This is a genomic window from Escherichia sp. HH26CH (assembly GCF_009820205.1).
Classification (GTDB): Bacteria; Pseudomonadota; Gammaproteobacteria; order Enterobacterales; family Enterobacteriaceae; genus Escherichia; species Escherichia coli_F.
The window spans coordinates 54625-67351 of record NZ_VNXM01000073.1 but is presented as its reverse complement, the minus strand read 5'-3'; the positions used below and the strand labels follow the sequence as shown (position 1 = coordinate 67351).

General features: G+C 51.0%; 13 protein-coding genes and 1 pseudogene. 8 read left to right on the top strand and 6 right to left on the bottom strand.

What is annotated here, in order from left to right; translation table 11 throughout:
* Window positions 1-109: 109 nt before the first annotated feature.
* Genes kdpE through kdpF form a run of 6 tightly spaced genes read right to left on the bottom strand, consistent with a single transcriptional unit; the run spans window position 110 to window position 7875 of the window.
* Window positions 110-787 (bottom strand): two-component system response regulator KdpE, encoded by a 678-nt coding sequence (kdpE, locus tag FQ015_RS23610; protein WP_039021220.1) that lies wholly within the window; start codon window positions 785-787, stop codon window positions 110-112.
* A complete protein-coding gene (kdpD, locus tag FQ015_RS23605) occupies window positions 784-3468 on the bottom strand; it encodes a two-component system sensor histidine kinase KdpD (RefSeq protein ID WP_039021221.1) in 2685 nt (894 codons plus the stop codon). Before kdpD ends, kdpE begins: the two co-directional genes overlap by 4 nt.
* The gene (gene kdpC, locus FQ015_RS23600) at window positions 3461-4033 is read right to left on the bottom strand and encodes a K(+)-transporting ATPase subunit C (protein ID WP_039021222.1); all 573 of its coding nucleotides are present in this window, start codon (window positions 4031-4033) and stop codon (window positions 3461-3463) included. Before kdpC ends, kdpD begins: the two co-directional genes overlap by 8 nt.
* An 8-nt stretch (window positions 4034-4041) precedes the next feature.
* Window positions 4042-6090 (bottom strand): potassium-transporting ATPase subunit KdpB, encoded by a 2049-nt coding sequence (gene kdpB / locus FQ015_RS23595; RefSeq protein WP_039021223.1) that lies wholly within the window; start codon window positions 6088-6090, stop codon window positions 4042-4044.
* A 22-nt stretch (window positions 6091-6112) separates the two neighbouring features.
* A complete protein-coding gene (gene kdpA / locus FQ015_RS23590) occupies window positions 6113-7786 on the bottom strand; it encodes a potassium-transporting ATPase subunit KdpA (RefSeq protein ID WP_039021224.1) in 1674 nt (557 codons plus the stop codon).
* Window positions 7786-7875: a K(+)-transporting ATPase subunit F gene (gene kdpF / locus FQ015_RS23585; RefSeq protein WP_001365534.1), complete on the bottom strand. Its 90-nt coding sequence runs from the start codon at window positions 7873-7875 to the stop codon at window positions 7786-7788. Before kdpF ends, kdpA begins: the two co-directional genes overlap by 1 nt.
* 312 nt (window positions 7876-8187) lie before the next feature.
* On the opposite strand from kdpF, the gene FQ015_RS23580 reads away from it, so the two are divergent.
* From FQ015_RS23580 to phrB, 8 genes and pseudogenes are all read left to right on the top strand, one after another.
* Window positions 8188-8394 carry a YbfA family protein gene (locus tag FQ015_RS23580; protein ID WP_000424924.1) on the top strand — a complete coding sequence of 69 codons (207 nt, stop codon included), beginning with the start codon at window positions 8188-8190 and terminating at the stop codon, window positions 8392-8394.
* A gap of 284 nt (window positions 8395-8678) precedes the next feature.
* Window positions 8679-9032: a hypothetical protein gene (locus tag FQ015_RS23575; protein WP_001033417.1), complete on the top strand. Its 354-nt coding sequence runs from the start codon at window positions 8679-8681 to the stop codon at window positions 9030-9032.
* Window positions 9033-9114: 82 nt separating this feature from the next.
* Window positions 9115-9372, top strand: coding sequence for a hypothetical protein (locus FQ015_RS23570; protein ID WP_002431428.1), 258 nt, complete (start codon window positions 9115-9117; stop codon window positions 9370-9372).
* 117 nt (window positions 9373-9489) lie between these two features.
* Window positions 9490-9609, top strand: a pseudogene (locus tag FQ015_RS24585) (IS630 family transposase); the annotation flags it as partial.
* A gap of 89 nt (window positions 9610-9698) precedes the next feature.
* On the top strand, window positions 9699-10166 hold the full coding sequence (locus FQ015_RS23565) for a hypothetical protein (RefSeq protein WP_001188052.1): 468 nt from the start codon (window positions 9699-9701) through the stop codon (window positions 10164-10166).
* A 41-nt stretch (window positions 10167-10207) separates the two neighbouring features.
* A complete protein-coding gene (locus tag FQ015_RS23560) occupies window positions 10208-10615 on the top strand; it encodes a contact-dependent growth inhibition system immunity protein (protein ID WP_039021242.1) in 408 nt (135 codons plus the stop codon).
* Window positions 10616-10698: 83 nt separating this feature from the next.
* Window positions 10699-11208: a YbgA family protein gene (locus FQ015_RS23555; RefSeq protein ID WP_160524570.1), complete on the top strand. Its 510-nt coding sequence runs from the start codon at window positions 10699-10701 to the stop codon at window positions 11206-11208.
* Complete coding sequence (gene phrB, locus FQ015_RS23550; RefSeq protein ID WP_039021226.1) at window positions 11205-12623, top strand: deoxyribodipyrimidine photo-lyase; 1419 nt, start codon at window positions 11205-11207, stop codon at window positions 12621-12623. The genes FQ015_RS23555 and phrB overlap by 4 nt, the downstream gene beginning before the upstream one ends.
* Window positions 12624-12727 lie beyond the last annotated feature (104 nt).

The window sequence follows — 12727 nt, the reverse complement described above, 5'->3', positions numbered from 1 at the left end:
AGTAATATAAAATATTGAATTGTTATTTTTGTGTGTTGTTTAAGATAAAAAGCCGTATTTATTATTACGGCTTTAATTAATAAAAGACAGGATATATTAAAATTAACATTCAAAGCATAAACCGATACCCAATACCGGTTTCAGTAATAAAATGGCGAGGGCGGGCGGGATCTTGCTCCAGTTTTTGTCGCAGATGTCCCATATAAATACGCAAATAGTGGCTGTGTTCGACCGCGTTTGGTCCCCACACCTGGTTGAGAAGCTGGCGCTGGGTGAGCACTTTTCCGGCATTGTTGAGCAGCACCGCCAGCAGGCGGAATTCAATCGGGGTGAGATGCACCTCTTCCTCACTGCGGTGAATCACGCGGGCGGCTAAATCGACGGTAACATCAGAAAATTTCACCAGCGGATCGGGCGCGGTGGTAGCAGAGTGGCGGCGTAAAGCAACGCGCAGACGGGCCTGTAATTCGCCAATACCAAATGGCTTACTCAGGTAATCATCCGCTCCGGCATCCAGCGCGGCGATTTTGTCGCTCTCTTCGCTACGTGCGGAAAGCACAATCACCGGCACCGCGCTCCACTGGCGCAGGTCGCGGATAAACTCAATCCCATCACCGTCTGGCAGGCCGAGATCGAGAATAATCAAATCTGGCTTACGAGTCGCCGCTTCCAGCAGCCCCCGTTGCAGCGTTTCGGCTTCAAAAACGCGCATACCGTCACCCTCCAGCGCCGTGCGCAGAAAGCGACGAATAGCCTGTTCATCTTCAACAATCAGAACGTTTGTCACATATCCTCATGAAATTCTTCAAGTTCAGGGGCAGTTTGCTGGGGAATTGTAACACGAAAACAGGCACCACCTTGCGGTCGGTTGAACGCGGTAATGGTGCCGCCGTGTACATCCACAATTGCCCGACAAATTGCCAGCCCAAGCCCTACACCCGGCACCGCCGACTCTTTATTTCCGCGAGCAAACTTATCGAATATCGCCTGCTCCAGGCCTTGTGGAAGACCGGGGCCGTTATCCCAGACATCCAGTTGTAGATTTTCGCCCTCAACGTGGGCATCGATACCAATTTCGGCCTGTGTACCCGCGTATTTCACCGCGTTCTCCAGCAGATTAATCAGCAACCGTTCAAAGAGTGGCCCGTCAACGTGGATTAAGGTCAGCGGTTCTGGCAGAGAAAGATTGATGGGCGAGGATAAACCCGGTTCCAGCATTTTCAGCGCGCTGCCGACCACTTCTTCCAGCGTTAACCACTCTTTCTTCAAATTAAAGCCGCCGGACTGAATTCGCGCCATATCCAGTAGATTATTCACCAGTCGGGTCGTGTTCAGCACATGCTGACGAATCTCGCTGGCCTGGCGGGCGTGAGGCGATCCTTCGCTTGCCAGATCGAGCGTTAAGATTTCTGCCTGACCGAACAGCACCGTAAGCGGCGTGCGTAAATCATGCGAAAGCGCCGCCAGCAGGGCGTTGCGGATCTGTTCTCGTTCGCTTGCCATCCGCGCCTGTTCTTCGCTGGCGGTCAGCGCCAGGCGTTCCAGGGCATTGGCAACTAACAGCGTGAACGTCTCCAGCAGGCGTTGCTGTTCCGGGATCATCAACTGGCGCAGATTCCCCGGTTCCACCACCACCAGCCCGTAGGTTTTCTCACCGCTTTTTAACGGCAAAATCTGGTATGGCACACCGGGTAACGTATCGGTGCCCGCGCCCGCAGGCAGGCCTTTATCAAAACTCCACTGTGCGATGGCATCGTCCCACGGCGTCATTCCTTGCGGATGTGTTAACGGCTGTAATTTACCGTTGTCATCGGGCAACAACACCTGGCTGCGGGCATGAAATGTAGAAGCAATAAATTGTTCGCTGGTGGCGGCGATGTCCTGCGGACTGCGGCCCACAGCCAGAGCTTTCGACATTTCATATAAGTGCCGTGTGCGTTGTTCGCGGTAACGGGCTACCCGCGCCTGATAACGCACGCCAGCAGTAAGGTTCCCGATCACCAGCCCGACGGTTAACATCACCGCGAAAGTCAGCAGATACTGCACATCAGAGACGGCGAGCGTGCCGCGTGGGGCGATAAAAAAGAGATCGAAACTCACCACATTAATGACGGTAGCAAGCACCGAAGGCCAGCGTCCATAAAATAGCGCCACCACCACCACGCCAAGCAGATACAGCATCACCAGGTTGGCGGCATCAAACGCCATCAGCCACTGCATGGCAATTAAGGTGATAACGGCGCATAACGCGGCGGCAACCACGCATCCCTGAATCTGTACCCGCCACTTGTCTTTAAAAGAGCGGCTATCCGGCGCGTTGTTAATCGTACGGGCGGGTGGTTCATCAAGCGCGACCAGCACCTGATCGAGATCGGGGGCGATTCGCGCCAGTCGGTCAGCAAACGTTTCCCGACGCCACCAGCGGCGCGAGGCCGGGCGACCGAGAATAATCTTGCCGAGATTATGTTCACGGGCATAACGCACTACGGCTTTTTCTTCCGCCGGATCAGAAAGTGTTGCTGTCTCCGCGCCCAGCTCCTGCGCCAGACGTAAGGCGCTGAGAATTGCCCGACGTTTTTTCTCCGGTAAGCGGTGCAGGGCAGGGGTTTCAACATACACTGCGTGCCAGACGCTTCCCAGGCGTGACGCCAGCCGCGCCGCTGCACGGACCAGTTTCTCACTGCCGGTGTTATGCCCAATGCATAAAAGGATCGCGTCGCGCGTGTGCCAGACTTTCTCTTCGCCAGGATGCCCCCGCCAGGCGCGCATTTGTTCATCTACGCGATCGGCAGTACGGCGCAGTGCCAGTTCGCGCAGGGCGATCAGATTGCCTTTGCGGAAAAAATGTTCAATGGCGCGCTCCGCCTGCCCGGCAATATAGACTTTGCCTTCTTTCAGCCGTTGACGCAGATCGTCCGGGGGCAAGTCCACCAGCACTACGTCGTCGGCAGCATCAAAAAAGGGATCGGGCACGGTTTCCCGCACCTGAATTCCGGTGACGCCGCTGACCACATCGTTCAGGCTTTCCAGATGCTGAACGTTGACGGTAGTGAAAACATCAATGCCCGCTTCCAGCAGCTCTTCAATGTCCTGCCAGCGTTTAGGATGACGAGAGCCTGGCGCATTACTGTGCGCCAGTTCGTCCATTAAGATCAGCGCCGGACGGCGGGCGAGGGCGGCATCGAGATCAAACTCGCTGATATGCCGCCCACGGTACGCCTGGCGTTTTAGCGGCAGAACAGCCAGCCCTTCCAGCATTGCGGCGGTATCTTTCCGTCCGTGAGTTTCAACCACGCCAACCACAATATCCAGCCCTTGCGCCCGCAGTCGCTGGGCTTCTGCCAGCATCGCCCAGGTCTTCCCGACGCCTGCACAGGCACCGAAAAAAACTTTCAGCTTCCCCCGATGCGGCGCGGCAGTTTGTTCCAGCAGACGATCGGGGTCGGGACGTAAGGGTTCGTTATTCATCAAGCTTATCCAGCGCCAGATTGAGTTCGACAATGTTGACGACCGGCTGGCCGATATATTTCACCAGCGGTTGTTGGCTATATTTTGCGATCAGCTGCGTGAGCTGTTCAACGCTGAGATTACGCGCTTTCGCCACGCGTGGGATCTGCCAGGCCGCCGCTTGCGGGGTGATGTTATTGTCCAGCCCGCTTGCCGACGCCGTCACCAGTTCAACCGGAACGTTCGCGCTGGCATCCGGGTTAGCGGCCCGTAATGCAGCAACGCGTGCGGCTATTAGTTTATCCAGCTCAGGGTTACTGACCGCCAGATTGCTCCCGCCAGAAGCCTGTGAATTATAGGGCATTTCTGCCGTTGCCGACGGGCGACCATGAAAATAGCCGTTGCCGGTAAAATTCTGCCCGATTAATGCCGAGCCGCGCACCGTATCACCTTCGCGAATCAACGAACCATTGGCCTGCCAGGGAAACCACCATTGCCCCAGCGCGGTGGTCAGCAGCGGGTAAACACCGCCAGTAATCAGTAACAAAAAGAGAAATGTTGATAATGCCGGACGTAATCCACTCATGGTAAACCTCACACCAGACCGCAAACGGTCAGCAGTAAATCAATGACTTTGATACCAATAAACGGCACCAGCAGCCCACCCAGACCGTAAATCCATAAGTTACGGCGCAACATGGCAGAAGCGGTAAGCGGTTTATAACTCACGCCTTTTAACGCCAGGGGAATCAAAAAGACGATAATCAAGGCGTTGAAAATGACCGCACTGAGAATGGCGGAGTCGGGCGAATGCAGGCGCATGATGTTCAGCGCATTTAACTGCGGATACGTTGCCGCGAACGCCGCCGGAATAATGGCGAAGTATTTCGCCACATCGTTGGCAATGCTGAAGGTGGTCAGCGAGCCACGGGTCATCAGCATCTGTTTGCCAATATGCACCACCTCGATCAACTTGGTCGGGTTAGAGTCGAGATCCACCATATTGCCCGCTTCTTTCGCCGCCTGAGTACCAGAGTTCATCGCCACCGCGACATCTGCCTGCGCCAGCGCCGGAGCATCGTTGGTGCCGTCGCCGGTCATCGCCACCAAACGGCCTTCCGCCTGATACTGACGGATCAATGCCAGCTTGGCCTCCGGTGTCGCTTCAGCGAGAAAATCATCGACGCCCGCTTCCGCAGCAATGGCGGCGGCAGTCAGACGGTTATCGCCAGTAATCATCACCGTTTTTATGCCCATTTGGCGCAGCTGGGCGAAGCGCTCTTTAATGCCGCCTTTGACGATATCTTTCAGTGCAATAACGCCCAGCACGCGGGAACCTTCCACCACTACCAGAGGCGTGGCCCCCTGACGCGCAACCTGATCGACTTTTTGATCGATATCGGCAGGGAAGTGACCACCGTTAGCCTCAACATGGCGGCGAATGGCATCGACAGAACCTTTACGGATCATACGGTTGTCGATATTGATCCCGCTCATTCGACTTTGCGCAGTAAATGGTACAAAAGTGGCGTGAAGCGACTGCACATCGCGCTCGCGCAGGTTAAAACGCTGCTTGGCGAGGATCACAATACTGCGGCCTTCCGGCGTTTCGTCGGCCAGCGAAGCCAGTTGTGCTGCGTCGGCCAGCGTTTTTTCCTCTACGCCCTGCGCAGGGATAAACTCTGATGCCTGACGGTTACCGAGGGTGATGGTACCGGTTTTATCCAGCAGCAGGACGTCCACGTCGCCCGCCGCTTCAACTGCACGCCCGCTGGTGGCAATTACATTCGCGCCCAGCATCCGACTCATCCCGGCGACGCCGATCGCTGACAACAGGCCACCGATGGTGGTTGGAATCAGACAGACCAGCAGCGCCACCAGTACCGTTACACTGACTGCATTACCGCCCCACGCGGAAAACGGCCACAGCGTGGCGGTTGCCAGTAAAAAGACGATAGTCAGGGCAATCAGCAGGATGGTCAGGGCAATCTCGTTCGGCGTTTTGCGTCGCTGTGCGCCTTCCACCATCGCGATCATCCGATCCAGAAATGTCTCGCCGGGGTTAACGCTGCACTCAATCACCAGCCAGTCAGAAAGAATACGCGTGCCGCCAGTGACGGAGGCAAAATCGCCACCGGATTCACGGATCACCGGTGCCGATTCCCCAGTGATGGCGCTTTCATCGACCGATGCACCACCTTCAATAACTTCGCCATCGCAGGGGATAATATCGCCCGCTTCTACCAGCACGATATCGCCTTTACGCAGCTGATCGGCAGGAACTTTGTCTGTCGCAGCGCCATATTTCGGTTCGCGCAGTTTGCGGGCAAAGGCGGTTTTTTTCACTCCTTTCAGACTATTAGCCTGCGCTTTACTGCGGCCTTCAGCCAGCGCCTCGGCGAAATTAGCGAACAGTACGGTGACCCACAGCCATGCGCTAATTGCCGCGCTAAACAGCGCATTGCCAGGCATCGCGCCGCTTGCCATTGCAATGCTAATAAAGGTGGTTAACAGACTGCCGATCCAGACGATAAACATCACTGGATTACGCCATTGCGCCTGCGGGTTTAATTTTTTTACCGCTTCTTTCAGCGCCTGAACGACAAGTGTTGGTTCGAATAGCGCCAGTTGTTTACGACTCATATTCAGTGCTCACTCAATATCATCAGGAGAGATATTCCGCCACCGGACCAAGCGCCAGGGCAGGGATAAAGGTCAGTGCGCCAACCAGCAACACGGTGCCGATTAACAGGCCTACAAACAGCGGGCCGTGCGTTGGCAGCGTGCCGGAGCTGGCGGGTTGGCTCTTTTTACTCACCAGCGAACCGGCAATCGCCATTACCGGAATAATCACCCCGAAGCGACCGACAAACATGCAGAACGCCAGTAAACAGTTCCAGAACGCAGAGTTGGCGCTTAATCCGGCAAAGGCGCTGCCGTTGTTGTTAGCGGCGGATGACACGGCGTACATCACTTCGCTAAAACCATGCGGGCCAGGGTTGAGCATGGCGCTACGTCCGGCGTCGGTCATCATTGCCAGCGCCGCGCCCATCAGCACCAGCGTCGGGGTGACCAGAATCGCCAGTGCAGTCAGTTTCATCTCACGTACGTCGATTTTTTTACCCAGATATTCCGGTGTACGACCAATCATCAGCCCGGCAATAAACACCGCCAGCAGAACAAACAGCATCATGCCGTAAAGACCAGAACCGACACCGCCGAATACCACTTCACCAATTTGCATCAGCCACATCGGCACCATGCCACCGAGAGCGGTAAACGAATCATGCATCGCAATCACCGCGCCACAGGAAGCCGCCGTTGTCACGACTGCAAACAGGCTACTGACCAGCACACCGAAACGGCTTTCTTTACCTTCCATATTGATGCTGCTGTCCGCGCCGAGCGCCAGCAGATGCGGATTACCCTGAACTTCTGCCCACATCACCACGCCTACGCAGATGACAAAAATCACCGACATCGCCCACAGCAACATGCGCCCCTGACGGCGATCGCCCGCCACTTCGCCAAAGGCAAAGCACAGTGCCGTTGGGATCACGAAGATCGCCAGCATTTGTACGAAGTTGGTCAGTGCGGTCGGGTTTTCAAACGGATGCGATGAGTTGGCATTAAAGAAACCGCCGCCATTAGTGCCGAGCATCTTGATCGCTTCCTGAGAAGCCACCGGACCCATTGGTAACAGCTGTTGCGCCCCTTCAACAGTCGTAACCGACTGATAGGGAAGAAAGTTTTGCAACGCACCTTGTTGAATAAAAAACAGCGCGATCAACAACGCCACCGGGGCTAACACCCATAACGTGATGCGTAGCAGATCGACCCAGGCATTGCCGAGTGTGCTCATGCTCTGGCGGGTAAATGCACGAATGAGGGCAAAAATCACCGCAATCCCGCTGGCGGCAGAAAGAAAGTTTTGTACCGTTAAGCCCACCATCTGGCTGAAATAGCTTAATGTGGTTTCACCGCTGTAAGATTGCCAGTTGGTATTAGTGACAAAGCTGACGGCAGTATTCAGCGCCAGATCCCACGACAGCCCCGGCAGTTGCTGCGGGTTAAGCGGCAGATAGTGCTGACCGAGCAACATAAAAAACAGCACTGCCAGCCCCAGCATGTTCAGGCCGAGAATGGCACAGAGATACTGCTTCCAGTTCATCTCACGGTCAGACACGCCGAGTACACGAAAGAGTACGCGCTCAACGCCCGTCGTACCAGGAAGAGGAATATCATTAATCAGCCACGCCAGCCCGCTGCCTAAAGGACGCGCCAGTACCATTAATACCAGTAAAAACGTGGCAATCAGTAAGAACCCTTGCGCAGCCATCAGAACGCCTCCGCATTGATCAGGGCATAAACCAGATAACCCAGTAATAAAAACACCAGCAATACGCCGGCTATCACGCCTGCACTCACAGTGCACCTCCAGTGGCCTAAAAGTGATACCGGAAGGGTAGAATTCTGGCTGCAAAGATTTCGCAAAAATCCGCGGGCGGGGTGTAAAAAAAGTATAAAAATGGCAAAAGCCATGATTTAACTAATGGTTAGTATTAATTTAACTTTCATGTAACTTAATTACACGATGAATGTAAATAAACCATCAATAAGCAAAAATAAGTGGTCGGATGAGTAGTAAAATTACACAAAAGGCGGTACTATTTTCATCAGATAAACGAATTCATTTTTCCGGTGCCATTCACCGGGTAGATACAAAAGGGGGAGAAAAGTATGGAACTTTACAGAGAATATCCTGCATGGCTTATCTTTTTACGCCGTACTTATGCGGTTGCAGCGGGCGTTCTGGCGCTGCCTTTCATGCTTTTCTGGAAAGACCGCGCCCGCTTTTACAGCTACCTGCACCGCGTCTGGTCGAAAACCAGCGATAAACCGGTGTGGATGGATCAGGCCGAAAAGGCAACCGGTGATTTTTACTGATAGCTGAGTTTTGAAAACATTGAAAACCGCTAGTGGAAACGCTGGCGGTTTTTTTATAATGCGCGATGTAGTATATGGTTCACCATCTGGTCAGAAAGTGTCTTTCTAAAACACTACGGCGTAATGAATTCATAGATTGATTGTCTGGCGGAAGTCAGGTTCATAACGTATTATTAGCGCTTGTCTACAAGGCAATGTGTATTTCCGCGATGAGTAAATGAAAATAAAAAGTGAAGATATATTCATCAAGATAATCAATAAATAATCTTTCAGGTATTCTTAACATGAATAAAATTATAGAATATATAAATAAAATTGAATTTGACATGTCAATCAAGTTTCCTCCAGTGTATAAACGTTTTTTGATAGAAGAAATTAAAGATAGTGAGACCTATGAAATAACTAATAAGAAGCACGAAACATTATATTTATATAACTATTCTGATCTTATTGAAAGAAATGAAACATATGATATTCAACAAGTGGAACCTGACTATTTTTTGATAGGTCAAGACGGAGATTTAGGCTATTTTATCTATGTTGGGAGTGCTAAGGAAAGTGATACTATATTTAGTATTGATTTAGGTGCCTTAGGAGCCATGGAGTTTTCGGTAGAAGCTGATGATGTATATTTTTGATTTTCATATTGTAATAAATTTATGAATGTTAATTTCATCTTTTTTTGATAGACGATTTACTACTGAAATTTAACTGGATGATATGGAAATTAAAATGCAAGATGTTATTCTTAAATTGATTGCCAGAGGATTGATTGATATCAGAATTGCAGCTAACTCTGGAAATTCAAAGGCTTGTTTTATATTGTCTGATTTTATACATGTTCTGCCTCATACAGCTAATTGTATGGTCAATGATGGACAGAGTTATGAGGATGTTATGAATGATTTATATGCGCGGGCTAAAATTAAAAACATGGAAGATTGGCTTGATAATGCTTTAAATGATATATACACGTGATCATTGACACTGCTTGATTTGATTCTGTCAGGGGATAATGCTCAAACTATGAACATCAGACTATCACCTGAACTTTAGTTTCAACACCGTCAAGGCTGTGACTGCCGCGTCTGCAACCTGAGTGGTGGCAGGATACGTAACGGTGAGCGCAAATCTGTTAAAACCACTGGCAGTCGTACCCGGATGAATATTATTGCCGGTGCTGTCGCAGGCGGTGCGTTGACCGGATTGATGTGTGGTCCAGGTGCACCTGTTTGCGTACTTATTGGCGGCTTTGTCGGCGGTGCACTTGCCGCATGGGAAATGGGGCGCTTGTGGAATTGATTATGCAACAGGTTAATTCGATATCGTTGGTCAAGGTTCACAAAGCGACTGATTTATCTCAGGCTCAGTCTGACGTTGTGCTCAATGGCAATAACACAGGTATTATTGTACCAGGGCAAATACTGGAAGCGGCAATTCAGGTTAATGACCAGCGTTATATCCTTTTTCTGACGGATGACGTTATTTTTGAGGAATCACTGACAATTGTCCTTATCGATGTTAACGATGGAGTTAAAGAGACCGTACGTTTGGGTAATGAGTATGCGACGGGAAGTTTTGAGGGATTATCCGTTACAGCGGATAGCATCAATTTCAGATTCATTGGTGATTCTCTCTGGACAATCCAAACCGTTGACTCACCATGCTTGACGCTTCCTTTTGGTTCAGATCCGAAAGGTGTGAAACGAGAAGCCAGACTGAAAAAATACATGACAATTTCGGTCATCCCTGCACCTGAGCAAACTCGCTGATGTTATTTCAGAAAAATTATAGCAAACAAAGGCACTATAAATTGAAAAATAAAGAAACCCTAAAACAGATTTATCACCTGCAATATGATTCGTTCGCTTTCAAAAGTGGTTTAATAAACTGGTATAATTCTTTATTAGATAAAACACCCGATGAACTGGATGAAAATGATATTGCCAAAATGCTTCGTCAGAATATCTTACCGGCGCTTGCTGTACAAAAAGCAATTGAGATGATAGAGATTAATCTTATGGTGGGCTATTTATATGATGGGGAGCTATTGCTGGTATTGAGTAATCTCATCGGGAGTGACTATTTTTCTCCTTTGCAGTTACTGAAATTAAAAAATATCATCAATAATTTTGATGACAACATGTTAAACGTTGCTGCCATGAGCGATGAAGAAAAAAAACTATTTCTTGCCACCATGAAATTTATTATGAATAATTGAATTTTTTACTGTTATCATTTATTCGTTTCGTTTTTTCAGTACCGCCGTCTACACTTACTCCTGTAAACCGCCCAGGAGTAGTAATGAATCAACAACTTTTTGATGACAGCACCCTTATCCGCATTTTTGCTTTGCATGAGTTACACCGTCTTAAAGAGCGAGGCTTAACGCGCGGGGCGCTTCTCGATTATCACAGCCGCTATAAACTCGTCTTTCTGGCCCATTCCCAGCCGGAATACCGCAAACTTGGCCCGTTTGTGGCAGATATTCACCAGTGGCAAAATCTGGATGATTATTACAACCAGTACCGCCAACGCGTCATTGTTTTGCTTTCTCACCCCGCCAATCGGCGCGATCATACAAACGTTTTGATGCACGTTCAGGGTTATTTTCGCCCACACCTTGACTCCGCAGCACGTCTACAACTGGCGGCGCTTATCGACAGTTATCGCCGTAGCGAGCAACCGCTTCTTGCGCCGCTGATGCGTATCAAACACTATATGGCGCTTTATCCTGACGCCTGGCTTTCAGAGCAGCGTTATTTCGAACTTTGGCCGCGTGTGATTAACTTGCGCCATGCAGGAGTTTTATGACTACCCATCTAGTCTGGTTTCGCCAGGATTTACGTCTGCATGATAATCTCGCGCTGGCTGCCGCCTGCCGCAATTCGTCTGCACGCGTGCTGGCGTTGTATATCGCTACACCACGCCAGTGGGCGGCGCATAACATGTCGCCGCGTCAGGCTGAACTTATCAATGCTCAACTGAATGGGCTACGAATAGCGCTGGCGGAAAAAGGCATTCCTTTGCTGTTTCATGAAGTGGATGACTTTGCCGCCAGCGTCGAAATAGTTGAACAGGTGTGCGCGGAAAATCGTGTTACCCATCTGTTTTATAACTATCAGTATGAGGTGAATGAGCGGGCGCGGGATGTGCAGGTTGAGAGAACGCTGCGTAACGTGGTGTGTGAAGGATTTGATGACAGCGTGATCCTGCCGCCGGGGGCGGTGATGACTGGCAATCATGAGATGTACAAAGTCTTTACGCCATTTAAAAACGCCTGGTTGAAACGGCTGCGAGAAGGGATGCCGGAGTGCGTCGCTGCGCCAAAAGTTCGGAGTAGCGGATCGATAGATCCCGCGCCATCTATTACGCTGAATTACCCTCGTCAGCCTTTCGATACCGCGCATTTCCCGGTGGAAGAAAAAGCAGCGATTGCGCAATTACGCTATTTTTGCCAGAACGGTGCCGGAGAGTATGAGCAACAACGAGATTTTCCTGCAGTGGAAGGCACCAGCCGTTTGTCCGCCAGTCTGGCAACGGGCGGGTTATCGCCTCGCCAGTGTTTGCATCGCCTGTTGGCGGAACAGCCGCAGGCGCTGGACGGTGGGGCCGGTAGTGTCTGGCTTAATGAGCTGATCTGGCGCGAGTTCTACCGTCATCTGATGACGTATTACCCTTCGTTGTGTAAACATCGTCCATTTATTGCCTGGACGGATCGTGTACAGTGGCAAAGCAATCCCACTTATTTAAAGGCCTGGCAGGAAGGTAAAACCGGATACCCGATTGTCGATGCCGCCATGCGTCAGCTTAACAACACTGGCTGGATGCATAACCGGCTACGGATGATTACAGCAAGCTTTTTGGTGAAAGATTTGTTGATCGACTGGCGCGAAGGCGAGCGGTATTTCATGTCGCAGCTGATTGATGGTGATTTGGCAGCCAATAACGGTGGCTGGCAGTGGGCGGCTTCTACTGGAACCGATGCTGCACCGTATTTCCGTATTTTCAATCCGACAACTCAGGGCGAGAAATTTGACCACGAAGGTGAGTTTATCCGCCGGTGGCTACCAGAGTTGCGCGATGTACCAGGGAAAGCGGTGCATGAACCGTGGAAGTGGGCAGATAAATCAGGTGTGACGCTGGATTATCCGCAACCGATAGTCGATCACAAAGAAGCGAGAGTACGAACGTTGGCAGCGTATGAGGCGGCGAGGAAGGGGAAATAACAGACGCGTCAGGCAATCTTGCCCGGATGCCGGATACTGCGTGAACGCCTTCTCCGGCCTGGCAAATAGTGCAAATTCAATATATTGCAGGGACATCCAGGCCT